Origin of the sequence: Kitasatospora sp. NPDC127116, assembly GCF_042677365.1 — a bacterium.
GTDB lineage: Bacteria > Actinomycetota > Actinomycetes > Streptomycetales > Streptomycetaceae > Kitasatospora > Kitasatospora lactacystinica.
Map to the genome: position 1 here is coordinate 35,394 of NZ_JBHXTL010000046.1, position 26,148 is coordinate 61,541.

A 26,148-nucleotide genomic window follows, 5' to 3' on the forward strand; every position below is an offset into this window, starting at 1 on the left:
GTGACGTACCCCGCACAGACCCGACGGGCCTCGGGCCCGCCCCCCGGGATCGGGGGTGCGGGCCCGGCCGCGGTGACCGCGGATCAGCCTTCTTCGGTGGCCGAGGCCTTGTCGGCCGCCGTCCTGCTCGTGGCGGTCTTCTTGGCCGCCGTCTTCTTCGCCGCCGCCGTCTTGGTGGTGGTCTTCTTCGCGGCGGTCTTCTTCGCGGCCGCGGTCTTGGTCGCCGCGGTCTTGGCGGTGGTCGTCTTCTTGGCCGCGGCCTTCTTCGCCGGGGCCTTCTTCGCCGCCTTCTTCACCGGTCCGCGTGCCCGCTTCTCGGCGAGCAGCTCGTACCCGCGCTCCGGCGTGATGGTCTCGACGTCGTCGTCCTTGCGGAGCGTGGCGTTGGTCTCGCCGTCGGTCACGTACGGACCGAAGCGGCCGTCCTTGACCACCACCGGGCGCTCGCTGACCGGGTCGTTGCCCAGCTCCTTGAGCGGCGGGGCGGCGGCCGCCCGGCCGCGCTGCTTCGGCTGGGCGTAGATCGCCAGCGCCTCGTCGAGGGTGATCGTGAAGAGCTGGTCCTCGCTGGTGAGCGAACGGGAGTCGGTGCCGCGCTTGAGGTACGGGCCGTAGCGGCCGTTCTGCGCGGTGATCTCCGCGCCCTCGGCGTCGGTGCCGACCACCCGGGGCAGCGAGAGCAGCCGCAGCGCGTCCTCCAGCGTGACGGTGTCCAGCGACATCGTCTTGAACAGCGAGGCGGTGCGCGGCTTGACCGCGTTCTTGCCGGTCTTCGGCGTGCCCTCGGGCAGGATCTCGGTCACGTACGGGCCGTAGCGGCCGTCCTTGGCGACCAGCATGTTGCCGCCGACCGGGTCCGGGCCGAGCTCGAAGTCGCCGCTGGGCTTGGCCAGCAGCTCCTCGGCCAGCTCGACGGTGAGCTCGTCCGGCGGCAGCTCGTCCGGGATGTCGGCACGCTGGCCCGGCTCGCCCTCGACGGTGGAGGCGCGCTCGACGTACGGGCCGTAGCGGCCGACCCGCAGGGTGATGTCGTCGCTGACCCTGAACGAGCTGATCTCCCGGGCGTCGATCGCACCGAGGTCGGTGACCAGTTCCTTCAGGCCGCCCAGGTGGTCGCCGTCGCCGTTGCCGGCCTCGGCGGCGCCGCCCGCGGCGTGGCCCTCGCCCTCACCGAAGTAGAAGCGCTTCAGCCACGGCACGGACTGCGCCTCACCGGCGGCGATCCGGTCGAGGTCGTCCTCCATCTTGGCGGTGAAGTCGTAGTCGACCAGCCGGCCGAAGTGCTTCTCCAGCAGGTTGACCACGGCGAAGGAGAGGAAGGACGGGACGAGCGCCGTCCCCTTCTTGAAGACGTACCGGCGCTGGATGATCGTGTCGATGATCGACGCGTAGGTGGAGGGGCGGCCGATCTCCCGGTCCTCCAGCTCCTTGACCAGCGAGGCCTCGGTGTAGCGGGCCGGCGGCTTGGTGGCGTGGCCCTCCGGGGTGATCCGCTCGGCGGCCAGCGGGTCGCCCTGGGCGACCTGCGGCAGCCGGCGCTCACGGTCGTCGAGCTCCGCGTTCGGGTCGTCGGCGCCCTCGACGTAGGCCTTGAGGAAGCCGTGGAAGGTGATGATCTTGCCGGTGGCCGAGAACTCGACGTCCCGGCCGTCGGCGGAGGTGCCGCCGACCCGGACGGTGACGGACTGGCCGACCGCGTCCTTCATCTGGGAGGCGACGGTGCGCATCCAGATCAGCTCGTACAGCCTGAAGTCGTCACCGGTCAGGCCGGTCTCGGCGGGGGTGCGGAAACGGTCGCCGGACGGGCGGACCGCCTCGTGCGCCTCCTGCGCGTTCTTCACCTTGCTGGCGTAGGTGCGCGGGGCGTCCGGCAGGTAGTCCGCGCCGTACAGCTGGGTGACCTGGGCCCGGGCGGCGGTGATCGCGGTGTCCGACAGCGTGGTGGAGTCGGTACGCATATAGGTGATGAAGCCGTTCTCGTACAGCTTCTGGGCCACCTGCATGGTCCGCTTGGCGCCGAAGCCCAGCTTGCGGCTGGCCTCCTGCTGGAGCGTCGTGGTGCGGAACGGCGCGTACGGCGAGCGGCGGTACGGCTTGGACTCGACGCTGCGGACGCCGAACGCCGTCTGCTCCAGGGCGGCGGCCAGCTGACGGGCCGCCTGCTCGTCCAGGTGCAGGGTGTTCGCGCTGGCGGCCTTCAGCCGGCCGTCCTGGCCGAAGTCGCGGCCGCTGGCGATCCGCTTGCCGTCGACAGAGGCCAGCCGGGCACCGAAGGTCTCCGGGTTGGCGGCGTCGGCCGGGGTGCGGCCGGTGCCGAAGGTGCCGACCAGGTCCCAGTACGAAGCGGCGCGGAAGGCCATCCGCTCGCGCTCGCGCTCGACCACCAGTCGGGTGGCGACGGACTGCACCCGGCCCGCCGACAGCTTCGGCATGACCTTCTTCCACAGCACCGGCGAGACCTCGAAGCCGTACAGCCGGTCGAGGATGCGGCGGGTCTCCTGGGCGTCGACCAGGCGCTGGTTGAGCTCGCGCGGGTTGGCCACGGCCTCCTGGATCGCCGACTTGGTGATCTCGTGGAACACCATGCGGTGCACCGGCACCTTGGGCTTGAGCACCTGCTGGAGGTGCCACGCGATGGCCTCGCCCTCGCGGTCCTCATCGGTGGCGAGGAAGAGCTCGTCGGACTCCGCGAGCAGCGACTTCAACTTGCTGACCTGGGACTTCTTGTCCGCGTTGACCACGTAGATGGGCGCGAAGTCGTGGTCGACGTCCACCCCGAGGCGCCGCACCTCGCCGGTGTACTTGTCCGGCACCTCGGCCGCGGTGCTGGGGAGGTCGCGGATGTGCCCGACGCTCGCCTCGACGATGTAGCCGGGGCCCAGGTAGCCCTTGATCGTCTTCGCCTTGGCCGGCGACTCGACAATGACGAGTCGCTGTCCGTGCGCGGTCTCGCTGCTCGGGGACACCTTCGCTCTTCTCTCCCGGTCCTTATGTGGCTGGTCGGCGCCGGCAGCACGGGCTGCACTCCGCCCGACCCCTCCACCGCCCCGGGGCTGCCGCGGCACGACACCCCCACCAGCGGAGTGTGACCGTACCCCGGCCACCCTTGTCAAACGGACGGATCCCGCTTTTTCACTTGCCGGGCTCACCGACGCCACTCGAACGGTAACCCGATGACGGAGGTTCGCGCCCCGCGGAGGGGGGCCTTCGGCAGGTTCCGGAGGATGGAATGACGGATTTCAAGATCTGTCAACGGAAAATCGACGGGTTCTCACGGAGCGGGGACGGGGCGGAGCGGGCGGCGGGGCGGGGGTGAGGGTGGGGCTCAGCTGCCGACCACGGCCAGGAGCCCGGCGCCCGCCGCCAGGCAGCCCACGCCCAGGACGCTCCACAGCAGGTCCACGACGGCAGCCCGACCGACCTCCCCCGCGGCCAGCACCACCCTGCTCGGGCGCCGCGGGTCGTAACAGATCCGCACCGAGGTTCCGGGCGCGAAGCGGTCCGGGCGGCGCAGCGGGGTGTGCCCCCGCGGACGGGCGATCACCAGCCCGGCGATCCCGCACGCGCCCGCGCCGCCGACCGAGGGCGGCACCGAGAAGGAGAGCAGCGGAGCACTGTCCAGCTGGCCGTGCACGTCGTCCTCGGCCATCACGGTGGCCACCGCCGACGCCCCCCGGCGGCGCACCCGCAGGCGCAACCCCACTTCGGCGGCGCACCAGAGCAGCAGCACGCCACCGAAGAGGGCGAGCACCGACCCGCCCACCATCGCCGTCGTCGTGTCCACCCCTGGCCCCCGGCTCCCCAGCTCTGTCCACAGCCTGTGGACAGAGCTTCACAGTGGAGAGCCAACGGGAGACTGCCGCCCGGCGGCGGCCGGACGAACCAGGGGGTACGGGCGAGTGAACCGGTCAGGTCTCGGCGGATGCGGTCACGGAGAGCCGGGGTCCGGGCACGGTGAATCCGGCCACGGGGGGCCGGGACGGGCCGGGACGGGTCAGGACGGGCCGGGACGGGTCAGGACGGGTCAGGACGCGTCGGGACCCGTCGGGACGCGTCGGGACCCGTCGGGACGGGCCTCAGCGGACCGGGTCGATGAACCCCTGCTCGGTCAGCAGGCGCAGCGACTCCGGCACCCGGTCCCGCAGGACCACCCGGTCCTCGCCGAGCAGCTGCGCGATGGCGTCCACGATCTCGCCCGCCGACAGCGTCCCGTCGCAGACCCCGACGAACCCGGCACCCACGGTGTCCACCTTGGTGGCGCGCCGCATGCCCCGGTTGTGACGCAGGATCACGTGCTCCGGGTCCTCCGCGCCCGGCGCGCCGACCTGCTCCTGGACCACCTCGTCGGCCAGCACGTAGCGGGCCGCGAGCAGGCCCGCGTCGTCGTGCGAGCGGAGGAAGTCCTGCCGGTCGAACCAGGCCTCGATGTGCGGGCCCAGCGGCTGCTCCACCGGGTGCGGCCACTCCTCCACCCGGACGGTCGGACGCTCGGCGCCGCTCGCCCGCAGGGTGATCCAGCCCATCCCGATGCCCTCGACCCGGCCCGACTCGAAGGCGTCCAGCCACTCTCCGTACCGGGCCTGGTAGTCGCCGCCGGGGCCGCGGTGGTCACCGCCGTCGCGCAGCCACAACTCGGCGTACTGGGCCACGTCCTGGACCTCGCGCTGGACGACCCAGGCGTCCAGGCCGGTGCCCGCGACCCAGCCGGCCAGCCGCTCCTGCCAGTCCTCGCCCTTGACGTGCTGCCAGTTGGCGAGCAGCTGGCAGTAGCCGCCGGGCTCAAGGTGGTCGGCGGCCGAGCGGACCAGGCTGCGGCACAGGTCGTCCCCGGCCATGCCGCCGTCGCGGTAGGTGAACCGGCCGCCCGGCGAGATGACGAACGGCGGGTTGGACACGATCAGGTCGAACTTCCGCTCCCCGACCGGCTCGAAGAGGCTTCCGGCGGACACCTCGGTGTTGTCGAAACCGGACAGCGCCAGGGTCAGCTCGGTGAAGCGCAGCGCGCGCGGATTGAGGTCCGTGGCAGTGACGGTCCCGGCGTGGCGGGCCGCGTGCAGCGCCTGGACACCGGAGCCCGAACCGAGGTCCAGCGCGGCCCGGACGGGACGGCGCACGGTGATGTTGGCCAGCGTGGTGGAGGCACCGCCGACGCCCAGCACCAGGTCCTTGCGGGCCACCCCGTGCGCGGTCTCGCCGGAGCCGATGCCGCCCGCGCCGCCCACCGCGCAGCCCAGGTCGGAAACCACCCAGGCATCCGAACTGGGCATCCCGGCCACCTCGTTGGCGTACGGCCGGACGTCGACGGTGGCGCGCACCAGATCGCCGTCGGGGCGCAGCCAGCCGTCCGCCAGGCAGTCCTCCACCGGCAGCGCGGCGGCGGCCGCCCGGTACGGGACCGGCTGCTGGAGCAGGAACAGCCGCACCAGCGTCTCCAGCGGGCTGCCACCGCGGGTCGCCCGCAGTGCCGGGACCGCCTCGCTGCGGGCCAACGCCGAATAGCCGGTGGGCCCGAGCAGGTCCAGGCACCCGTCGGCGGTGAACGAGGCGGCGAGCAGCGCCTCGCGGAACTTGGCGAGGCGGGTCGGGTCGAGAACGGGGCTACTGATCACCCCGCCATTGTCCCCCGGCGCCCACCCCGCGGCCGCCGCTGCGCCCCGCGGCCATCGGACGGAAGCCCGCACCACCACGCACGCCCCCGGGAGCCGCCGCGCGCCGCCCTGCCGGGGGCGCCGAGTCGTTCGGCGGCGGCGGCCGGCGGCGGCGGCTCGCGGAGGCGGCTCGCGGAGGCGGCTCGGGTGACTTCGTCATGGCCGACGCGCGCCGCCCATCACCAGCCGGGTCCCAGGCCGGGGACGGGCCGGGGACGGGCCGGTTTCGGGCCGGTGTCGGGCCGGTGTCGGGGGCGGGCGCGTCGGATCGTGCGGTCCGCCGGGGCTCAGCTCGCGCTGGGGGCGGGGTTCGCCGGGGTGCCGGCCGGGGCGGACGGAGCGGTGGTCGCGCCGGCAGCGGCCGGGCTCGCACTGTCGGTCGCGCCGGGCGCCGGGGTGGTGGCCGGAGCGCCCGGGGTGTCGGTGGCGCCGGGGGCGGGGGTCGTGCCCGCACCGCCCGGGGCCGGGGTGCCGCTCGCGCCGCTGCCCGCACCACCGGTGGCACCGCCGGTCGGGGCGGTGGTCGGGGACGGCTTGCAGCCCTCCTGCTTGGCCATCGCCGCGCCGAGATCGCCCCGCTGGAGCTTGCTCTGCGCCTGGGTGGAGAGCGAGGCCAGCTGCTGCACCTGGTCGGCCACGCTGCGCAGCCCGTCGGCGAACTTGGCCTGGTCGGTGTTGGGCAGCGCGTCCAGCTTCTTCTGGACCTCGACGTAGCCGTCGGCCGCCTTCTTCAGCTCGTCGACGGTGTCCTTCTGGAGGGCCGCGCCGTCCTGCACCTTGGGCGCCCCGGCACCGTCGATGGCGGCGGCTATGTCCTGGTTGGTCTTGGCCAGCCGCCCGATGTCCGTGGAGAGCCGCTTCTGGAGGTCGGCGGGGACTTCGCCGGTCTTCACCTGGCCGGTGTCGGCGAGCGCGGCCTGCGCCTGGGAGATCGGGTCCTTGGCGGCGCCGCAGACGGTCGACGCCCAGGACTCCAGCTGCTTGCTGTTGTTGTCGTCGCCACAGCCGACGGCACCGAACGCGAGCAGCACGCCGAGGGCGGGTACGGCCAGCAGTCGCTTGTTCACCGGGAGGAGCCTTTCGGTTTCGGTCGTCATCGGTCGTCGAACCTACACGGCCGGTGTCCGTTCCCCGATTTCCGGTTTCACTCCCCCGCTGCCCGCTGCCCGCTGCCCGCTGCCTGCTGCCCGTGCCGATGCTCGATGTCGTGCGGGATCGCCGTCGAGCGGAACGACGGGCGAGGTCGGCCGCTGCTGCTGCACCGGCAGGGGAGGGCGCGTCCTCGCACAGCCGGCCTACGGGCATGCCGACGCGGACCTCCTCGCCCCGGGTGCCCTCCGCCGGCTGACCGGCAGCTCGGCCCGGAACGCTTCGGAGGTCGAGGCGGCTGCCGATGTCCCGACGGCCTGCCCGGTCGTCCGGGTGACGGGATGCGAACCCACCCGGACGTCGTCCATCGCGACGAGGCCCGATCGACGAGCGGACCCGGTCGTCCGGGAACAGCCGACCGCCGGGATCACCACGCGTCGACGCCCGCCCGGGAGCCTGGCTCCAGCCCTCGCGGGCGTGCGGAAGCGCGAAAGCGGCGCCGCCGACGCCCGCGGCGCCTCAGACCGCGACGGAGGGGACCGAGACCGGCCAGCTCATCCGGATCAGGCCACCGTCCGTGCCGTTGGTGACCTCCAGGTCCTCGACCAGGCCGGTGATCACGGCGAGGCCCAGGGTGTCCTCGTCCGGGTCGCCGCCCTCGGCGGCGCCGGAGGCCGGGACGGCGGCGGGGCCGGCCTCGTCCTCGACCTCGATGAGGAAACGCTTCTCCTGATCGGTCAGCGCGACCCGGACCGTGCCGCCGATGCCGCCGCGCTGGTGCAGCCCGACCGCGCGGGAGCACGCCTCGCCGACCGCGAGCCGGACCTCGTCGAGCACCGACTCGTCGACCCCGGCCCGTCTGGCGACGGCCGCGGCGACCAGTCGGGCCGTCCGCACATGCTCGGGAAGCGCGCTGAATCGAAGTTCGACGGTTGCCATCTCTCCCCCTCGGGGTGCTCCGACCGGGGCCGGAGGTCCGGCCCCTGCGGGCCGGCGGAACCGGCCCAGGGGCGTCCGGGGACGCACCGGGCCGCACGGGCCCGGGCTCCCGGACGCGAGGAAACGAGCGGGCCGGCCACCCGGGCCGGCCCGGCCGCGTCAGTCGGTCGCGTTGACCGCGTCGTCCACCGAGGTGTGGATCGGGAAGACCTTGGTCAGGCCGGTGATGCGGAAGATCTTCAGGATGCGCTCCTGGTTGCAGACGAGGCGCAGCGAGCCCTCGTGGGCGCGCACCCGCTTCAGACCGCCGACCAGCACACCGAGGCCGGTCGAGTCGAGGAAGTCGACGCCCTCCATGTCGACGACGAGGTGGTACTTGCCGTCGTTGACGAGCTCGACCAGCTGCTCCCGCAGCTTCGGGGCGGTGTACACATCGATCTCGCCGCCAACCTCGACGACCGTACGATCGCCGACTGAACGGGTCGACAGGGACAGGTCCACGGAACCTCCAGCACCTTGCCTTGCTACGTCATGTGCGATCCTCGGCCGGACGGCCGCCACCGCATGGTCGCGAGCCCGGGCGCGCCCAGCCAACGCGTGGCAAGCCTCAGCGCTGCGACCCACGGCCATACGGCCGTCACGGCCACATTCAACCACCTGCGGCCATGCCCGCACGATGGCTTACGACGATTCTCCGTCACGCCGGTGACACACTGGGTCCCCATGCCGCCCCGACACAGCCCGCCCGAGGCACTGCTCACGACCCTGGCCACCGGCCGGGGGCGGTCCGACCGGCTCACCCATACGGAGCACCTTCCCGCCCGACCTGCACGTTATTCACCGTGGCCGGACTCGATCCGTCCGGAGGTCGTGGCCGCGGCACGCGCCCTCGGGGTGGAACAGCCGTGGGCGCACCAGGCAGAAGCGATGAATCTGGCCAAAAGCGGCCAGACTGTGGTGATCGCCACAGGCACCGCCTCGGGCAAGTCGCTGGGCTATCTGGCACCGGTGCTCAGCGACCTCCTCGACGGCACCGAGGCCCGCAACGGCCGCGGCGCCACCGCGCTCTACCTGGCTCCGACCAAGGCGCTCGCCGCCGACCAGCGCCGCCGGGCGGCCGAACTCGCCCCGCCGAGGGTCCGCGCCGCCCTGTACGACGGCGACACCCCGACCGAGGAGCGCGAGTGGGTCCGCCAGTACGCCTCCTACGTGCTCACCAACCCGGACATGCTCCACCGGGGCATCCTGCCCGGCCACGCCCGCTGGTCCTCCTTCCTCAAGGCGTTGCGTTACGTGGTCGTCGACGAATGCCACAGCTACCGGGGCGTGTTCGGCTCGCACGTCGCCCAGGTGCTGCGGCGGCTGCGCCGCATCTGCGCCCGTTACGGCTCGTCACCCACCTTCCTGCTGGCCTCCGCCACCACCGCCGACCCGGCCGCGACCGCCCGGCGACTGACCGGCCTGCCCGCCGTCGCCGTAACCGAGGACGCCTCGCCGCGCGGGCCGATGGTCTTCGGCCTCTGGGAGCCGCCGCTCACCGAGAACGTCGGCGAGCACGGCGCGCCCGTGCGCCGCACCGCGACCGCCGAGGCCGCGCACCTGCTGACCGACCTGGTCGAGCGGGAGATCCGCACCGTCGTCTTCGTCCGCTCCCGGCGTGCCGCCGAGCTCGTGGCGCTCCAGGCCCAGGACCAGCTCGACCGCCCGCTCGCCGGACGGGTGGCCGCCTACCGCGGCGGCTACCTCGCCGACGAACGCCGCGCCCTGGAACGCGATCTGCACACCGGCCGACTGCTCGGCCTCGCCTCCACCTCCGCTCTCGAACTGGGCGTCGACATCTCCGGCCTCGACGCCGTCCTGATGGCCGGCTACCCCGGCACCCGGGCCTCGCTCTGGCAGCAGGCGGGCCGGGCGGGCCGGGAGGCCCAGGGCGCGCTGGCCGTGCTGATCGCCCGGGACGACCCGCTGGACACCTACCTGGTGCACCACCCGGAGGCGCTGTTCGCGGCGCCCGTCGAGGCCACCGTGCTCGACCCCGACAACCCGCACGTGCTCGCCCCGCACCTGTGCGCGGCGGCAGCCGAACTCCCGCTCACCGATGCCGACCTGGAACTGTTCGGGCCGTCCACCGCGCCGCTGCTCCCGGTCCTGGAACGGCGCGGCCTGCTGCGCCGGCGCAGTGACGGCTCCTGGTACTGGACCCGTCGCGAGCGCGCGGCCGACGCGGTGGACCTGCGCGGCAGCGGAGGCAGTCCGGTTCAGATCGTCGAGGCCGACACCGGCCGCCTGCTCGGCACGGTGGACGCCGCGGCCGCCCACACCAGCGTCCACACCGGGGCCGTCCACCTCCACCAGGGCCGCACCTACCTGGTACGGGAGTTCGACCTGGAGAACTCCGTGGCCCTGGTCGAACCGGCCGACCCGCCGTACACCACGGCCGCCCGCGACATCACCTCCGTCTCCGTCCTGGACACCGACACCACCGTGGAATGGGGCGAGGGCCGGCTCAGCTTCGGCTCGGTGGAGGTGGTCAACCAGGTGGTCGGCTACCTCCGCAAGCGGATCTCCACCGGGGAGATCATGGGCGAGACCAAGCTCGACCTGCCGCCCCGCACGCTGCGCACCCGCGCGGTCTGGTGGACCGTCACCGAGGACCAGCTGCTCGACGCGGACATCCCACCCGACCAGTTGCCCGGCGCCGCCCACGCCGCCGAGCACGCCTCGATCGGACTGCTGCCGCTGTTCGCCACCTGCGACCGGTGGGACATCGGCGGTGTCTCCGTCCCGCTGCACCCGGACACCGGCCTGCCGACCGTGTTCGTCTACGACGGCCACCCGGGCGGGGCCGGCTTCGCCGAACGGGGCTTCCGGCGGGCGGTCCAGTGGCTGACGGCCACCCGGACGGCGATCGCCTCCTGCGAGTGCGAGCGCGGCTGCCCGTCCTGCGTCCAGTCGCCCAAGTGCGGCAACGGGAACGACCCGCTGGACAAGGCCGCCGCCGTCCGGCTCCTGGCCGTCCTGCTGGCCGGGGCCGCCGGAGCCGCGGAGACGCAGGACGGACGGGAGGCGCCCGACGGCCCGGATGCTCCGGACGCTTCGGATGCTCCGCACGCTCCGGATGCTCCGGATGCTCCGGATGCTCCGGATGCTCCGGATGCGCCCGACGCGCCGGAGGCGGCCCCGGGACCGGAAGGTGGACCGCCGGCCCGTTCATGAGACCGCCGCCGCACTCGGGGCTCCGCTCGGAGCTTCGCTCGGATCCCCCACCGGCCCGGCGTCCGGCACGTCCTCGGGGCCGGTGACCGGGGCCCGTACCGGCCCGGCCCGGGCCCTCGCCCGCGCCGGGCCGACGGGCAGCCGGGCCGGGAGCCCGCGGACGTCCACCTCGGCCACCACCTCGACGGCGTCCCCCGACCGGTCGACCGCACAGGACACCAGTCCGGCGCCCTGCGCGGCGGCGATAGCGGCGGCCCGGGCGCAGCCGCCGTCCCGGTCCAGCAGCAGCCGGTCCGCCGCGGCGAGGGCCGCGAGGTCGGCCGCCGACTCGGCCCGGTGCCGGGAGGCGACCACCGAGCCGACCGCGATCGTCCCGGCGAACACCGCCGTACCCAGCATCGCCAGGGCGAGCAGCCAGACCGTCGCCGAGCCGGCGTCCGGCCCTCGCCCGCCCGCCGCGACGGCTCGGGCCGCACGGGCGCGCGCCACCCGCTCCGCCGTCTCCCGCAGCCCGGTCAGGACGGCCATGGACCACCACCTCCCGCCGTGACCGCCACCAGGACGTCCTCCCGCGCCGCCACGGCCGCCGCACTGAGCCGGACGGCGAGCAGCCCGCCGAGCCTTCCCGGCCCCGCGCACGGCGCCTCCACCTCGACCCGCACCGTGTCGGCCGCCAAGACCACCCGGACCTGCGCGCCCGCCGGTGCCGCCGCGCGGGCGAGTTCGGCGGCGTCCGTCTCCCCGCGTGCGGCCGCCCTGGCACCGACCCGGGCGGCGTCCACGCAGCGGATCTGCGTGGCCGCCGCGAGCACTCCCCAGATCAGCATCGCCGCGAGCAGGACGAGCGCCGGCAGCGCCACCGCCGTCTCCGCGGTCACGAAGCCCGCGTCGCCGCGCGGCCGCAGCGGCCGTGCCCGGCCGGCGCCGCGCTCCCCGGCCCGGCCGGCAGCCGTCTTCAGCTGCCTGCCGCCCACCGGGAGCGCGGGCGGGGCGGCGTCGAGGAGCGTGCCGCGCGCGGCGGTGGCGGGAGCGCCTCCCGGCCGCCGGGCCGGGGACCGTCGGCGGCCGACGACCACGCCGCGGGGTGCGCCTGCGCCCCGGGGGCTCCCGGCCCCGGCCGGCCGACCGGCAGGAGTTCGACGGCCCGCCCTAGGTGGCATGGAGCGCCCGCACCAGCATGTCGGTCAACGCGCCCGTGATGGCCTCGCTGGTCACCACCTTGTACAACCCGGCCGCGAGGGCGCACGCGCCCAGCGTTCCGACGGCGTACTCGGCCGTGGTCATCCCGGCGTCCGAGCGGCCCCGGAGCCGGGCCACCCTGCGCACCCGGCAGGCTGCCCGACGGCTCCTCCGCCGCCACGCCCCGGTCAGCGGGCGGAGCGACCGCCCGGTACCGGTCCCGATCGCGATCACTGCGGTCATGAGATCCTCCTGTCGTTCGTTGTCCGTCGATGTCCGTGCATCCGGCTCTTGTTCACATCGCCTGCGCGAAGCGGCTGGTGAGGCCGACGACCACCGGCACCACGCCGATCAGGACGAAGGCCGGGAGGAAGCAGAGCCCCAGCGGCGCGGTGGCGAGCACCGCCGCCCGGCGGACCCGGGCGTGGGCCGCGCGGGCAGCCGCCGTGCGCTGCCCCTGGGCCAGCCCGATCAGCGGGCCCGCGGCGGGGACGCCACCGAGGCTGCTGCGCTCCAGGCAGCGCGCCAGCGGCGCCAGCGGCGGGTGCTGCTCGCCCAGTCGGCTCCAGCACAGCTCCGGCGGCGCGCCCAGGGCCAGTTCGGCCCCGATCGCCACCAGCCGGGGACCCAGCGGCGCGCCCACACTCCGGCCCACCGCCGACACGGCGTCCGAGGGCAGCGCCGCCGACCCGAGGCAGGCCGCCAACAGCTCGGCGCTCAGCGGGAGTTGCCTGGTCAGCAGTTCCTCGTCACGGGCCTCCCGGCGGTCGACCGGCGACCGTGCCCGGGCCGACCACCGGTGAACGCCCACCGCCAGCAGCACCCCGACGGCCAGTCCGGTGCCACCACCGAGCAGCACCGCCGCCGCGAGCCCGGCGACGGCCGCTGTCACCGCCCGGCGTCGGCGCCCAACGTCCTTGGCCGTCAGCCCGGTTCGCCTTGCCGTTCCCTTTCCGCCCCGGGCCCGGGCGAGCACCCGTCGGCGCCTCACCCGGCCGCGCACCCGTGTCCACCCCAGAGCCGCCGCGCCCACCGGAAGGGCGAGTGCGACCCACTCGATGCCCCGCATCACCTCACCACCGCCCCGAGCGCCCGTGCGCGCACCCGCGACAGCCCGCAGACCCGCCCGCTCGCCCGAGGGCCGGGCACCGTACGGCCGGAGGCTCGGATTCGCTCGCGCCGCACCGGAGAAGCCTCCAGCGCTCCGTGGGCCGCCGCCCGGACGATGCGTGCCGTCCAGAGCACCCCCAGGCCCTCCAGGACCGCCCCCGCCACGAGGCAGCCCAGCCCGGCCGGGGTATGCAGCAGGACCTCCAACGGGTGCGCCCCGAGCGCCGCGCCGAGGAGCAGCCCGATGCCCGGCAGCGCGGCCAGGACGGCGATCGTCGCGCGCGGCCCGGCCAGTTCCCCGGCGATCTCCTCCGCCAGCGCCCGCTCACCGCGCAGCGCCTCGGCGACCCGGTCCAACGCGGCGGCGAGCCCCGACCCGCTGTCGGCGGCCACCCGCCAGCAGGCCGCGATGGCCGCGGCCCCACTGCCGCCCGGCAGTTCGGCCAGCAGGTGCAGCGCGGCGGGCACGTCCCCGCCGTAGCGGCCCGCAGCCAGCCGGGCCACCGGCTCCTCGCCGAGCCCGCGCAGCCCCGCCGGGTCGGCGGCGAGACGCGCGGTCACCAGGTGCAGCGCCTGCTCCGGCGTCGCCCCGCCGCGCAACTCCCCCGCCAGGCCGGCGCAGAGCTCCACGACGGCCGCGGACCGGTGTCGGGCCTCCGCCGCCAGGCGTCTGCGCGACCGCCATCTGCGCAGCGGCAGGACGGCCAGGGCCGCCGCGAGCACCGGCACCGGCGAGGCGGTGGCCTGCCCGGCGGCCAGTCCCGCCGGCAGGAGCAGCAGTTCGGGTGCCAGGAACCCCGGCAGCCGACCCCGGGCCCGCACCGCCGTCTCCGGGCCCACGCCCAGCACCGGCGGCCCGCTGCCCGCCAGCACCAGCCTGGAGCGCCGCCCGCCCGGCAACTGCTCCTGCACCGCACGCCACGCCGCGACGGCCACCAGGCACAGCACCGCAGCCCAGCAGAAGGCTGGCTGAATCTGCGTCACATTGTTCACCTCCGCCCTCCTCGGTCCTTGCTCCCCGCACCGCCGAGCAGCAGCAGGGCGCCCACGGCGCACCCGCTCAGCAGCAGGGCGAAGACGAGTTCCACCGCCCGCGCGTCCGCGCTAGCCGACCCGGCCACCGTCACCACGATCACGGCCGCCCCGACCCGAGCGACACCCCGCGTGCCGCCAGCAGTCCGATCAGCCGCTCCCAGCCCGCACCGGGACGCAGGCCGCCGGACGCCGGGAAGGCCACCGCGGGCATGGTCACGGCCGACCCGTCACCGGCTCCGGTCAGCGTGTGGATCTCCGCCACCCGGCGCCGCCCCGAGCCCGGGTCGCGGACCAGGTGCACCACCACGTCGAGCGCGGCCCGCAGTTGGCTGTGCAGCGCCGGCCGGTCGAGACCGGCGAGCGAGCCCAGGGCCTCCAGTCGGACCGGCACGTCCGCCGCAGTGTTGGCGTGGACCGTGCCGCAGCCGCCCTCGTGCCCGGTGTTCAGCGCGGCCAGCAGGTCCGACACCTCGGCGCCGCGGACCTCGCCGATCACCAGCCGGTCCGGGCGCATCCGCAGCGCCTGGCGAACGAGGTCCCGCAGGGTGAACTCGCCGAGTCCCTCCTGGTTGGGCGGCCGGCTCTGCAGGCGGACCACGTGCGGGTGGGCCGGCTGCAGCTCGGCGGAGTCCTCGGCGACCACGATCCGCTCGTCCGGCCCGACGAGGCCGAGCAGGGCCGACAGGAGCGTGGTCTTCCCGGAGCCCGTCCCACCGGACACCAGCAGCGACAGCCTGGCCCGCACGATGCCCGCCAGCAGCTGCGCGCCTTCCGGTGGCAGTGACCCGCCCGCCACCAACTCGTCGAGCGTGAAGGGCCGGGGGCGGCAGACCCGCAGCGAGATGTGCGTGCAGCCGGCCGCGATCGGCGGCAGCACGGCGTGCAGCCGGGTGCCGTCCGGCAGTCGGGCGTCCACCCACGGGCGGGCGTCGTCCAGCCTCCGGCCGGCCGCGGTGGCCAGCCGGTGGGCCAGCCGTCGCACCGCCGCGGCGTCGGCGAAGCGGACTCCGTCGGCTCGCTGCAGGCCGCCGCCACGGTCGACCCACACCTCCTCCGGACCGTTCACCAGGACGTCCGTGACGTCGGGCGCCGCCAGCAGCCGGTCCAGCGGGCCCGCACCCACCAGTTCGGCGCGCAGCGAGCGCACGGTGTCCAGGACCTCGTCCCCGCCGAGCGGCGGGCGGGTGGCCCGCAGCGCGGCGGCGACCGAGCCGGCCGTCGGGGCGGCCCCCGACTCGGCCAGCCGCAGCCGGACCGCGTCCACCAGGGCCGCCGTGCGCTGCTCGCGGGCCGTCCGGCCGTACGGGCAGGGCTCGTGCGCGGGCCCGGGCGGCCCGCCGGGCGGCGGCACGCTCCGCAGCGGCCGGTGCTCCCGCGCACCGCCGCCCGGTTCGGGCGAGCCGGTCCGGAGGACCGTTCTGCGCAGACGGACCATCAGTACACACCTCCCCCGACCGCCGGCACCGGCGGCAGCACCTCGTTCAGGAAGCTCGCGCAGAAGCGGGCGAGCGGGCCGCTCTCCCGGCTCCCGGGCGGGACGCCCTTCACGACGTCCTGGGCCAGGCCCGGCTCCGGCTCCAGCTCTCCCGCCAGCGGCAACCGCAGCCCGCGGACGATCTGCCGGGCCGGGAGCCCGCCGGCCCGTGCCGGGCGCACCACGGCCCGGACGTCCCCGAGCCTCATCCGGGCCGCCGCCGCGACCCGGTCGGCGGCGGCCACCGCGCGCAGCTCGGCCGACACCACCAGCAGCGCCAGGTCGGACTGCTCCAGCGCCTGTCCGGCGGCCGCGTCGAGGTGGCGGGGCACGTCGACCACCACCAGCCCGCCGCGCCGTCTGGAGGCGGCCAGCACGCTGCGCATGGCCTCCGGCGGCACCGTCAGGGTGTCGCCGCGGTCCCAGGACAGGCAGGACAGCGCGGAGAGCCGTTTGAGCGCCGGCAGTGCCCGGGCCAGCTCGGCCCCGCTGACCCGCCCGCGGGAGCCGGCCAGATCGGGCCAGCGCAGCCCGCTGACCCGCTCGCCGCCGAGCAGGATGTCCAGGCCCCCGCCCAGCGGATCGCCGTCCAGCAGCATCGTCCGCCGGCCCGCCCGCGCGGCCGTGACCGCCAGCGCGCAGGCCAGGGTCGAGGCTCCGGCCCCGCCGGACCCGCCGAGCACCGCGACGGTGACCGCCGGGCAGCCGACGCCCTCGGCCGCGTCGGCGATCCGGTCGAGCAGCCAGGCCTCGGCATCGGGCAGGAACAGCACGTGCTCGGCCCCGAGTTGGACGGCTCTGACCCACACCCCGGGGTCGTCCAGGTCCAGCCCGAGCAGCAGCACCCCGCCGCGCCGCCCCAGCCCGGAGCAGCGGACGGCCTGGTCGTCCCCGACCAGGACCAGCGAGGCCCCTTCCCAGAGCTCCCGCGTCGGCGGCGCGCCCCGGACCAGCCTCGGCTCGGTGCCCGCCGCCGCGCAGATCCGCAGCAGGTGCTCGGCCAGGCCGTCGTCCTCGGTGACGACGAGCGGTCCGGCGACCGCGGGGCCCTCGGCGGTGATGTGGTCGGCGATCGGCGTCGACATGGATTCTCCCCTCCGCGCCGCCGGCCACCGGGAGGTGGTCGGCGGCGCACGTCGGACGGTTCCGGCGGACGGCCGCCCGACAGATCCTCTGGGGATGGAAGGGGTGAGGCCCTGTCCGGCGACCGCCGCCGGACATCACGGTGGGGGGAGTTCCGGATTCCGTCATCCGAGTTCCGATTGCCTGTGGATAACTCGTGGACTGTGGAGGAAAACGTTCACCCGGGCGGGGGGCTAATCGGTGAAGAATTGACGAAAGGGGGTCACCGAGATGAACCGGCGACCCCCCGCATCCCGTTCGAAGGCACTCCCGACGAGTGCTCGACACCTTCCCGACACCGCTTCCGAGCGGGCCCGCGGCACCGATCGGAACCAGCCGTTCGATCTCCGACGAACCTGAGCAAATGGCAACGCAGAGTGACGAAAGTCGATCGGCGGGCCGAGGTGACGACACCCCCTGCAAGCCGTCGGCACGACGGCGGCGAACGCGCCGCGAGGGGCGTTCAAGCCCTGAAATGGCCCCGGACGTGCGACGACCCCCGCCGGGGGGGAGAGCGGGGGTCGTCTATCCACAGCCCGGCTCGGGGGGGAGGAGCCGGACCGGGTTAGCACGGTCGCGAACGATCCGTGACTTCCATGGTGTACCCGAGCGGCCAGAAACACAAACCCGCACGCCCACGAGTACGCCGAATGGCGGGGTGTTTTGCGGCTCCCTCTATCCTCGGTTCCCGTGGACACCACCGAGAACGCCGACGAGTACGCCGACGAGTCCCAGGGCGACACCACCGGGCCCGGAGAACTCCGCCCGCCCGTGCGCCCTCGACCCGGCGGGCTGCGCACGGCGGCCTTCTTCGACCTCGACAAGACCATCATCGCCAAGTCCAGCGCACTGGCCTTCAGCCGCCCCTTCTACCAGGGCGGCCTGATCAACCGTCGGGCCGTCCTGCGCAGTGCGTACGCCCAGTTCGTCTTCCTGGTCGGCGGCGCGGACCACGACCAGATGGAGAAGATGCGCGAGTACCTCTCCGCGCTCACCCGGGGCTGGAACGTCCAGCAGGTCCGCGAGATCGTCGCCGAGACGCTGCACAACCTGATCGACCCGATCATCTACGACGAGGCGGCCTCGCTGATCGAGCAGCACCACGCGGCCGGCCGGGACGTGGTGATCGTCAGCAGCTCCGGCTCCGAGGTGGTCGAGCCGATCGGCCGGCTGCTCGGCGCGGACCACGTCATCGCCACCCGGCTCAAGGTCGAGGACGGCTGCTACACGGGCGAGATCGAGTACTACGCCTACGCCGAGAACAAGGCCGCCGCCATCCGGGAGTTGGCCGCCACCGAGGGCTATGACCTGGCCGCGTCCTACGCCTACAGCGACTCCTCCACCGACCTGCCCCTGCTGGAGGCGGTCGGCCACCCGTCGGCGGTCAACCCCGACCGGGCGCTGCGGAAGGAGGCGCAGGCGCGGGAGTGGCCGGTGCTGGTCTTCGACAAGCCGGTGGAACTGCGGCGCCGGCTGCCCGAGTTCTCCGCCCCGAGCGGCTCGGTGCTGACCGCCGTGGCGGTCGGGACGGCCGCGGTGACCGCCGGGGTGATCTGGTACCTGGCCCGCCGGCGGCGCCCCGCCGCCTGAGGCCGTGCCGCCCGGCACCCCTTGGACAAAACGGTCAACCGGGACAGACTTCTCGTTTCGGGTTCCCCTTTCGCCCGAAACGCGATACAAATGAAGCACGGCCCGCGAGACCCGGTCAGGACCTAAGAGGTCAAACCGACAACGCAGTTCAGGCCCCACGGACCGCACGTACAGATATCCGGGCACCCACATGCAGCCGACCCGCTGTCGGGCCGCCGGACCAGACGAACGGGCAGGATCCCCGTCTGATCGGCACTTCCGGTGCATGCATGGTCACCCGGTATCTGCACCAGCGGCGGCACCCGGCAGGATCAGGTGCCGCCGCATCCGTGTCTTCGCGCCCCCTCGCGGAGCGCGCGCCTCCCCGGTCCGACCGCTCAGACCATCCCGCGCTGCATCGCCTCGCAGACCGCCGTGCTCTCCCGGACGCCGAGCCGCAACGCCCGGCCGCAGTGCGCGATCCAGGCCGCCATCCCCTCGGGGGTGCCCGCCAGGTAGCCGGCCAGGGCCCGGCGGTGGGCGGCGGTGCCGAGCTCCGCCAGGCCGACCTCGGTCGGACAGATCGACTTCGGGTCGAGCCCCTCGGCGATCAGCACGATCCGCTGGGCGGCCCGCGCGATCACCCCGTTGTGGGTGCCGAACGGCCGCAGCGCGAGCAGCTCACCGTGCACCACCGAGGCCACGACGAGGGCCGGCGTGCCCACCCCCTGGCCCTCCGCGCGCGCCACCAGCAGCCGGGAGAGCTGGTCGAGCCGGGCCGCGACCTCCTCCGCGCCCGGGGCGGGCGGCAGCACGGGCAGCGGCCCGTCCACGGCGTCGACCTCGACGCTCTCCACCGGCTCCAGCGCCAGCGGGAACAGCTCCTCGGCGCCCTCGCCGGCCCGTCGCGGGCGCCCGGCCGCCGGATCGCCGTCGCCCGCCGCGAGCAGGTGCAGCCGGGCCAGCACCTGGAGCGGCGAGTGCCGCCAGATGCTGAGCAGCTGGCCGGCCTCGGCGGCGATCCGCAGGGCCGCGCCGACCGTCCGGGCTTCGGGGTCCGCGCCGAAGTCACTGCGGCGGCGGACCTCCTCCAGCGGCCAGTCGGCCCCGGCCAGGGCCGCCGACGCGCGGGCGCCGCGCAGCGCGGATTCGGAGGTGACCTCGGCCGCCCGGCGGCGCATCACCCGGTGGCCGTAGAGGCGGTCGACGGCCTTGCGCACCTCGGCCACCGCGTCGGGCACCCCGGGGAGCTGGGCCAGCGGGGCGAGGGGATCAGTTCCAGTGCTCACCTACCCGAGAGTAATGAACGGGCCGCCCCTCCCGGAACAGCAACCCCGCATCACCCATTAGAGGCAATCCTCACTTCCCGCCCGCGGCGGAACCCAAACCCCGGCTAGCATGGCCACTATCGGAGACGATAACGATTTCCAACTAGGGGTCGCGGCGCGCGCACCCCGGGCAGGCGGCCCGCAGCGAGGGCCCTGAGCGAGAGCCGGAGTCCCCAGATGAAGATCGCCTTCGTCGGCAAGGGCGGCAGCGGGAAGACCACGCTGTCCGCGCTGTTCATCCGCCACCTGGCGGCCATGGGCCGGCCGGTCGTCGCCGTGGACGCCGATATCAACCAGCACCTGGGCCCCGCCCTGGGGCTGACCGACGATCAGGCCGCCGAACTGCCCCCGCTGGGCGGACACCTGCCGGAGATCAAGGAGTACCTGCGCGGCAGCAACCCGCTGATCCGCTCCTCCGACGAGATGATCAAAACCACGCCGCCCGGGCGCGGTTCGCGGCTGCTGCGGATCGTCGAGGAGAACCCGGTCTACGCCTCCTGCGCCCGCCCGATCGCGCTGGACGAGGGCTCGGTACGACTGCTGGCGACCGGCGCGTTCACCGAGGAGGACCTCGGGGTGGCCTGCTACCACTCCAAGGTCGGCGCGGTGGAGCTGCTGCTCAACCACCTGCTGGACGGCCCCGGCGAGTACCTGGTGACCGACATGACCGCGGGCTCGGACTCCTTCGCCTCCGGCCTGTTCACCCGCTTCGACCTGACCTTCCTGGTCGCCGAGCCGACCCGCAAGGGCGTCTCCGTCTACCGCCAGTACCGGGACTACGCCCGCGACTTCGGCGTGCAGCTGCGAGTGGTCGGCAACAAGGTGCAGGGCCCGGACGACCTGGCCTTCCTGCGCCGCGAGGTCGGCGCCGACCTGCTCACCACCTTCGGGCAGTCGGACTGGGTGCGCCGTCTGGAGCAGGGCGCCGAACCGCCGCTGAAGTCCCTGGAGCCGGCCAACCGGGCCGTGCTGGAGGAGCTGCGGTTCGAGGCCGACGCGGCGTACGGGCGGCGGGACGCGCGCCGCTACACCGAGCAGGCGGTGCTCTTCCACCGCCGCAACGCGGAGAGTTGGGCCAACTCCAAGGTCGGCATCGACCTCGCGACACAGGTGGACGAGGAGTTCGTCCTCGGCGGGTTCGCGGACGACGGCGGGCGCGCGGCCCCGGCGGGCGCCCACGCCTGACCCGCACCACCGCAGCCGGACGGGCCGCGGCCTCCCCGCCCCGGGAGGCCGCGGCCCGTTCGCCGTGCGTGCTCCCGCTCCGGGACCGCTCCCGACCCCGGCCCCGCTCCCATCGCCGATCACTGGCCGGCCGGCCGGTGCCACGACCCCTGCCACCAGCAGATTCCCGACCGTTCGGCCACCACCCATTGGGGTGAACCAGGGGGTTTTCCGCTTCCCTCCCGGAACCACGCTGTGCAAAGCTTTCATTACCCTCGGTTTACCGAGTCTTGATGGTTCGCCCGGCGGCCCCCGGTGAGACGTCCCGCACCTCGCCCGGAGCCCTGGCGTGCCTGATGGTCAACGCCGGCCGGTGACACCCGCGCTCCCCCGCCGCGCCCACGCCATCCCGCCACACCGTCGCGACCCACGACAGCCGATCCGCCCCGGAGCCCCACCCCGGACTCACCGCCGGACCTGACTGCGTTCGCTCCCCCGGACAGACGGGAAGACAATGACCCTCGACATCTCCAGCGCCCCCATCGCCTCCGACACCACCGACCACGCGCCACCGGGCCCGGCCCCCCGGATCCGGTGGGCCCAGGACCTCTCCGCGTCCCTCGTGGTCTTCCTCATCGCCGTGCCGTTCTCCCTCGGCATCGCGCTCGCCACCGGCGCCCCGCTCACCGCCGGCCTGGCCGCCGCGGCCGTGGGCGGGATCGTGGTCGGGCTGTTCGGCGGCACACCGCTCCAGGTCAGCGGCCCCTCGGCGGCGCTGACGGTGATCACCGCCGGGCTGATCGCCCGGTACGGCTGGCAGGCCACCTGCGCCATCACCGTCGCCGCCGGCCTGCTCCAACTCCTCCTCGGCGCACGTCGGGTGGCCCGGACGGCGCTCGCCGTCTCGCCCGCGATCGTGCACGGCATGCTGGCCGGGGTCGGGATCACCATCGCGATCGCGCAGCTCCACGTCGTCCTCGGCGGCTCCCCGCAGAGCTCCGCGATCGCCGACATCCTGGCCCTTCCCGGCCAGTTGTCCGGCCCGCACCCGGCCGCGGTGCTGGCCGGCACGGTGACCGTCGCCGTCCTGGTCGGCTGGCCCCGGCTCGGCCGACTCCCCGGCCGTGCCGGCGAGTTCGGCGCCCGGCTGACCAAGGTGCCCGGCCCGCTGGCCGGGGTCGCGCTGGCCACCGCCCTCGTCCTCGCCCTGGACCTGCGGCTCGCCCACATCGAGCTGCCCGCCTGGCGCCCGCAGTCGCTCCTGCCCGCGCTTCCGCACGGCCCGGTCCTCGGGCTGCTCGCCGCCGTCCTCACCGTCACCGCCGTGGCCAGCGTGGAGTCGCTGCTGTCCGCCGTCGCGATCGACCGGATGTCCCGGCGCACCGGCGACCTCGACCGCGAACTGCGCGGCCAGGGCCTCGCCAACCTGGTGAGCGGCCTGGTCGGCGGGCTGCCGGTCGCCGGGGGGGCGGTGCGCGGCACCGCCAACGTGCGGGCCGGTGGCCGGACCAGGTGGGCCTCGGTGCTGCACGGCGTCTGGGTGCTGGCCGCCGCGCTGGCGCTGACCGGCGGTCTGCGCCACGTCCCGCTGGCCGCGCTCGCCGCTCTGGTGCTGGTGGTCGGGCTGCAGATGGTGAGCTTCGCGCACATCCGCAGGGTGCACCGGCACCGCGAGTTCCCCGTCTACCTGATCACCGTGCTCGGCGTGGTGGCCGCCGGCGTGCTGTGGGGCGTCGCGATCGGCGCCGGCACCGCCGTACTGCTCGCGCTCTACCGGCTGACCCGCGCCCACGTGGACGTGGAGACCGGCCCCGACGGGACGGTCACCGTCCGGACGCACGGCCCGCTCACCTTCACCGCCGTACCCCGGCTCAGCCGGGCGCTGGCTGGCATCCCCGCCGGGGCCGAGGTCACGGTGATCCACGACGGCTCCTTCCTGGACCACGCCGCGTACGAGACGCTGCACACCTGGCGGGCCGCGCACCAGGACGCGGGCAGCCGGGTCTCGATGGTGACGCGCCGCCAGGACGACGAAGTGCTGGACCCTGACGGCACCGTGCGCGCGGGCAGTTCACCGGGCCCGCACCGGTGCCGGGCCTGGACGCCCTGGGTCGGCCACCACTGCATCGATCAGCAGGAGGACCCGCACGGCCGACTGCTGGACGGAGTCCGGGTGTTCCAGCTGCACACCGCCCCGCTGATCAGGCCGGAACTCGCGCGGCTGGCCCGCGAGGGGCAGGCGCCCTCCCAGCTCTTCCTGACCTGCGCGGACTCCCGGATGGTCACCAGCATGATCACCAACAGCGGCCCGGGCGACCTGTTCACCGTGCGCAACGTGGGCAACCTGGTGCCGGCCCCGCACGAACCCGGAGCGGCCGACGACTCGGTGGCCGCCGCGGTGCAGTACGCGGTCGAGGTGCTGGAGGTCCGCTCGATCACGGTCTGCGGCCACTCCGGCTGCGGCGCGATGAAGGCCCTGCTGGACGGCGTGCACGAGCGCCCCGGGCCGCCCACCCCCCTGGCCCGCTGGTTGCGCAACGGCCGCGGCTCGCTGGACCGGCTCCGACGCGTCCCGGCGGAGTTCGCCACCCGGCCGGCGGTGGACGTCGTGGAGCAACTCTGCATCACCAACGTGGTCCAGCAGCTGGACCAGTTGATGGCGAACCCGGCGGTGGAGCGCCGGGTCGAGGAGGGCACCCTGCGACTGGTCGGGATGTACTTCGACTTCGCGACGGCCCAGGCCTATGTCCTGGACCGGGCCGCCGGGACGTTCAGCCCGATCGAGGCCCGCACCGGCGATCGCACGAACGGAATCGAACACCACGCCGAGAACCCCACCGGGACCGGCTCCGAGGACCGGCCGGACACAGCATCGGCCGAACGGGTGAATGCGGATGATCGGCTTCCGGCTGGGGACGGCGGGGAGGGCCCCCGACTGGCCGCCTGAGAGCCGGGTCCGTGTCCCGCCGGGCGGGCCGGGGCACGGGCCCACCCACCCCCGAACGGCCGTCCGGTCCTCCGCGGTGGATCGGACCGGAACCCGGTCGGCCATCGGTCAAAGGTCTACACCAATTCCCAGGAGCCTCTTGTCAACTGCCCCGTTCGCCTGGTGAGCTGTGCGCTGGGACACACGGGACAATCCCCACGCACGGGAACGCCCCCGATCATGACTCGATGAGGAGTGCGCGTTGAGCAACGAGAGCCTGGCCAACCTGCTCAAGGAGGAGCGGCGCTTCGCCCCGCCGGCAGAGCTCGCCGCAGCCGCCAACGTCACCGCGGCCGCGTACGCGCAGGCCTCCGAGGACCGTCTGGGCTTCTGGGCCGAGCAGGCCCGTCGCCTCTCCTGGGCCGTCGAGCCGACCGAGACCCTCGACTGGTCCAACCCTCCCTTCGCCAAGTGGTTCGCCGACGGCAAGCTCAATGTCGCGTACAACTGCGTCGACCGCCACGTGGAGAACGGCCTGGGCGACCGGGTCGCGATCCACTTCGAGGGCGAGCCCGGCGACGGTCGTTCGATCACCTACGCCCAGCTCAAGGACGAGGTCTCGCAGGCGGCCAACGCACTGCTGGAACTCGGTGTCCGCAAGGGCGACCGGGTCGCCGTCTACCTGCCGATGATCGCCGAGGCGGTCGTCGCGATGCTCGCCTGCGCCCGGATCGGCGCCACCCACTCGGTGGTCTTCGGCGGCTTCTCCTCCGACGCCGTCGCCTCCCGCATCCAGGACGCCCAGGCCAAGCTCGTCATCACCGCCGACGGCGGCTACCGCCGGGGCAAGCCCTCCGCCCTGAAGCCGGCCATCGACGAGGCGCTCACCAAGGTCGACGGCGTCGAGCACGTCCTGGTGGTCCGCCGCACCGAGCAGGACGTCCCGTGGACCGAGGGCCGCGACGTCTGGTGGCACGAGATCACCGCGCGCCAGTCCACCGAGCACACCCCCGAGGCGCACGACGCCGAGCACCCGCTGTTCATCCTCTACACCTCGGGCACCACCGGTAAGCCCAAGGGCATCCTGCACACCTCGGGCGGCTACCTCACCCAGGCCAGCTACACCCACCACGCGGTCTTCGACCTCAAGCCGGAGACCGACGTCTACTGGTGCACCGCCGACATCGGCTGGGTCACCGGCCACTCGTACATCGTCTACGGCCCGCTCTCCAACGGCGCCACCCAGGTCATCTACGAGGGCACCCCGGACACCCCGCACCAGGGCCGGTTCTGGGAGATCGTCCAGAAGTACGGCGTGACCATCCTCTACACCGCGCCGACCGCGATCCGCACCTTCATGAAGTGGGGCGACGACATCCCCGCGAAGTTCGACCTGTCCTCGCTGCGGGTGCTGGGCAGCGTCGGCGAGCCGATCAACCCCGAGGCCTGGGTCTGGTACCGCGAGCACATCGGCGGCGGCACCTGTCCGATCGTGGACACCTGGTGGCAGACCGAGACGGGCGCCATCATGATCAGCCCGCTGCCGGGCGTCACCGAGACCAAGCCGGGCTCGGCCCAGCGCGGTCTGCCGGGCATCGCGGCCACCGTGGTGGACGACAACGCCGTCGAGGTGCCGAACGGCTCCGGCGGCTACCTGGTGCTCACCGAGCCGTGGCCGTCCATGCTCCGCACCATCTGGGGCGACGACCAGCGCTACATCGACACCTACTGGTCGCGCTTCGAGGGCCGCTACTTCGCCGGTGACGGCGCCAAGAAGGACGAGGACGGGGACATCTGGCTGCTCGGCCGGGTGGACGACGTCATGCTCGTCTCGGGGCACAACATCTCCACCACCGAGGTCGAGTCGGCCCTGGTCGGCCACCCCTCGGTGGCCGAGTCCGCCGTGGTCGGCGCGACCGACGCCACCACCGGCCAGGCCATCGTCGCCTTCGTGATCCTGCGCGGCGGCGTCACCGAGAGCCCCGAGCTGGTCGAGGAGCTGCGGGCACACGTCGGCCGCACGCTCGGCCCGATCGCCAAGCCGAAGCAGATCAAGGTGGTCGGCGAGCTGCCGAAGACCCGCTCCGGCAAGATCATGCGCCGCCTGCTGCGTGACATCGCCGAGGGCCGCGAGGTCGGTGACACCACCACCCTGGCCGACAGCACGGTGATGAGCCAGATCCAGGCCCAGCTGCCGCCCTCCGACAACAGCAACGGCAACGGCTGAGCCCACGACAACGGCTGAGCCCACGGCGCCGGCAACCGCCGAGCGCCACTGAGACGACGACTGTGCCCCGGGCGGTGATCACCGCCCGGGGCACAGTCGTCCCGTCAGTCACCCGTTCGGAC

Annotated in this window: 20 protein-coding genes; 5 read left to right on the plus strand and 15 right to left on the minus strand. The window is 74.3% G+C overall.

Annotated elements, in window-relative coordinates; genetic code table 11:
* Positions 1-83: 83 nt before the first annotated feature.
* The 6 genes from topA to bldG all read right to left on the minus strand — a co-directional run bounded on the left by topA (position 84) and on the right by bldG (position 8,177).
* Entirely contained in the window at positions 84-2,966 is a 2,883-nt protein-coding gene (topA, locus tag ACFVHV_RS19975) for a type I DNA topoisomerase (RefSeq protein WP_359902055.1), read from the minus strand.
* A gap of 359 nt (positions 2,967-3,325) precedes the next feature.
* Positions 3,326-3,784 carry a DUF3592 domain-containing protein gene (locus ACFVHV_RS19980; RefSeq protein ID WP_380352450.1) on the minus strand — a complete coding sequence of 153 codons (459 nt, stop codon included), beginning with the start codon at positions 3,782-3,784 and terminating at the stop codon, positions 3,326-3,328.
* Positions 3,785-4,076: 292 nt separating this feature from the next.
* Entirely contained in the window at positions 4,077-5,609 is a 1,533-nt protein-coding gene (locus ACFVHV_RS19985) for a methyltransferase (RefSeq protein WP_359902050.1), read from the minus strand.
* Between the two features lie 326 nt (positions 5,610-5,935).
* Positions 5,936-6,715, minus strand: a complete 780-nt coding sequence (locus tag ACFVHV_RS19990) for a hypothetical protein (RefSeq protein ID WP_380352451.1) — start codon at positions 6,713-6,715, stop codon at positions 5,936-5,938.
* A 541-nt stretch (positions 6,716-7,256) separates the two neighbouring features.
* Positions 7,257-7,676, minus strand: a complete 420-nt coding sequence (locus ACFVHV_RS19995; RefSeq protein WP_359902044.1) for an ATP-binding protein — start codon at positions 7,674-7,676, stop codon at positions 7,257-7,259.
* Positions 7,677-7,835: 159 nt separating this feature from the next.
* Positions 7,836-8,177, minus strand: a complete 342-nt coding sequence (bldG, locus tag ACFVHV_RS20000) for an anti-sigma factor antagonist BldG (protein ID WP_049659132.1) — start codon at positions 8,175-8,177, stop codon at positions 7,836-7,838.
* Positions 8,178-8,399: 222 nt separating this feature from the next.
* Here bldG and ACFVHV_RS20005 point away from each other — a divergent pair, with 222 nt between their 5' ends.
* A complete protein-coding gene (locus tag ACFVHV_RS20005; RefSeq protein ID WP_380352453.1) occupies positions 8,400-10,892 on the plus strand; it encodes a DEAD/DEAH box helicase in 2,493 nt (830 codons plus the stop codon).
* On the opposite strand, the gene ACFVHV_RS20010 is transcribed toward ACFVHV_RS20005, so the two are convergent.
* From ACFVHV_RS20010 to ssd, 8 genes are all read right to left on the minus strand, one after another.
* Entirely contained in the window at positions 10,887-11,420 is a 534-nt protein-coding gene (locus tag ACFVHV_RS20010; RefSeq protein WP_380352454.1) for an Rv3654c family TadE-like protein, read from the minus strand. The two genes, ACFVHV_RS20005 and ACFVHV_RS20010, sit on opposite strands and share 6 nt — an antisense overlap.
* The gene (locus tag ACFVHV_RS20015) at positions 11,408-11,968 is read right to left on the minus strand and encodes a TadE family type IV pilus minor pilin (protein WP_380352456.1); all 561 of its coding nucleotides are present in this window, start codon (positions 11,966-11,968) and stop codon (positions 11,408-11,410) included. The genes ACFVHV_RS20010 and ACFVHV_RS20015 overlap by 13 nt, the downstream gene beginning before the upstream one ends.
* Before the next feature lie 73 nt (positions 11,969-12,041).
* A complete protein-coding gene (locus ACFVHV_RS20020; protein WP_380352458.1) occupies positions 12,042-12,314 on the minus strand; it encodes a DUF4244 domain-containing protein in 273 nt (90 codons plus the stop codon).
* A gap of 52 nt (positions 12,315-12,366) precedes the next feature.
* Entirely contained in the window at positions 12,367-12,963 is a 597-nt protein-coding gene (locus tag ACFVHV_RS20025; protein WP_380352460.1) for a hypothetical protein, read from the minus strand.
* A gap of 176 nt (positions 12,964-13,139) precedes the next feature.
* On the minus strand, positions 13,140-14,165 hold the full coding sequence (locus ACFVHV_RS20030) for a type II secretion system F family protein (RefSeq protein ID WP_380352461.1): 1,026 nt from the start codon (positions 14,163-14,165) through the stop codon (positions 13,140-13,142).
* 5 nt (positions 14,166-14,170) lie between these two features.
* Positions 14,171-14,302: a hypothetical protein gene (locus tag ACFVHV_RS20035; protein ID WP_380352463.1), complete on the minus strand. Its 132-nt coding sequence runs from the start codon at positions 14,300-14,302 to the stop codon at positions 14,171-14,173.
* 11 nt (positions 14,303-14,313) lie between these two features.
* Entirely contained in the window at positions 14,314-15,651 is a 1,338-nt protein-coding gene (locus tag ACFVHV_RS20040; protein WP_359902020.1) for a TadA family conjugal transfer-associated ATPase, read from the minus strand.
* Entirely contained in the window at positions 15,651-16,775 is a 1,125-nt protein-coding gene (ssd, locus tag ACFVHV_RS20045; protein ID WP_359902017.1) for a septum site-determining protein Ssd, read from the minus strand. The genes ACFVHV_RS20040 and ssd overlap by 1 nt, the downstream gene beginning before the upstream one ends.
* A gap of 808 nt (positions 16,776-17,583) precedes the next feature.
* Between ssd and ACFVHV_RS20050 the strand changes: the two genes are divergently transcribed.
* Positions 17,584-18,402 (plus strand): HAD-IB family hydrolase, encoded by an 819-nt coding sequence (locus tag ACFVHV_RS20050; protein ID WP_359902135.1) that lies wholly within the window; start codon positions 17,584-17,586, stop codon positions 18,400-18,402.
* Positions 18,403-18,779: 377 nt separating this feature from the next.
* Here the strand turns inward: ACFVHV_RS20050 and ACFVHV_RS20055 are convergent, their stop codons facing one another.
* The gene (locus ACFVHV_RS20055) at positions 18,780-19,670 is read right to left on the minus strand and encodes an oxidoreductase (protein WP_359902014.1); all 891 of its coding nucleotides are present in this window, start codon (positions 19,668-19,670) and stop codon (positions 18,780-18,782) included.
* Positions 19,671-19,886: 216 nt separating this feature from the next.
* On the opposite strand from ACFVHV_RS20055, the gene ACFVHV_RS20060 reads away from it, so the two are divergent.
* The 3 genes from ACFVHV_RS20060 to acs all read left to right on the plus strand — a co-directional run bounded on the left by ACFVHV_RS20060 (position 19,887) and on the right by acs (position 26,026).
* Entirely contained in the window at positions 19,887-20,894 is a 1,008-nt protein-coding gene (locus ACFVHV_RS20060) for an ATP-binding protein (protein ID WP_359902011.1), read from the plus strand.
* A gap of 493 nt (positions 20,895-21,387) precedes the next feature.
* Positions 21,388-23,820 carry a SulP family inorganic anion transporter gene (locus ACFVHV_RS20065; RefSeq protein WP_359902009.1) on the plus strand — a complete coding sequence of 811 codons (2,433 nt, stop codon included), beginning with the start codon at positions 21,388-21,390 and terminating at the stop codon, positions 23,818-23,820.
* 241 nt (positions 23,821-24,061) lie between these two features.
* The gene (gene acs, locus ACFVHV_RS20070; RefSeq protein WP_380352465.1) at positions 24,062-26,026 is read left to right on the plus strand and encodes an acetate--CoA ligase; all 1,965 of its coding nucleotides are present in this window, start codon (positions 24,062-24,064) and stop codon (positions 26,024-26,026) included.
* Positions 26,027-26,148: the final 122 nt, after the last annotated feature.

Bases quoted from the DNA above. Each gene is read 5' to 3' on its own strand.
- ACFVHV_RS20010 (WP_380352454.1), bottom strand. From the start codon at position 11,420: ATGGCCGTCCTGACCGGGCTGCGGGAGACGGCGGAGCGGGTGGCGCGC.
- ssd (WP_359902017.1), bottom strand. From the start codon at position 16,775: ATGTCGACGCCGATCGCCGACCACATCACCGCCGAGGGCCCCGCGGTC.
- ACFVHV_RS20005 (WP_380352453.1), top strand. From the start codon at position 8,400: ATGCCGCCCCGACACAGCCCGCCCGAGGCACTGCTCACGACCCTGGCC.
- ACFVHV_RS20060 (WP_359902011.1), top strand. From the start codon at position 19,887: ATGAAGATCGCCTTCGTCGGCAAGGGCGGCAGCGGGAAGACCACGCTG.
- ACFVHV_RS20020 (WP_380352458.1), bottom strand. From the start codon at position 12,314: ATGACCGCAGTGATCGCGATCGGGACCGGTACCGGGCGGTCGCTCCGC.
- ACFVHV_RS20040 (WP_359902020.1), bottom strand. From the start codon at position 15,651: ATGGTCCGTCTGCGCAGAACGGTCCTCCGGACCGGCTCGCCCGAACCG.
- ACFVHV_RS19995 (WP_359902044.1), bottom strand. From the start codon at position 7,676: ATGGCAACCGTCGAACTTCGATTCAGCGCGCTTCCCGAGCATGTGCGG.
- ACFVHV_RS20065 (WP_359902009.1), top strand. From the start codon at position 21,388: ATGACCCTCGACATCTCCAGCGCCCCCATCGCCTCCGACACCACCGAC.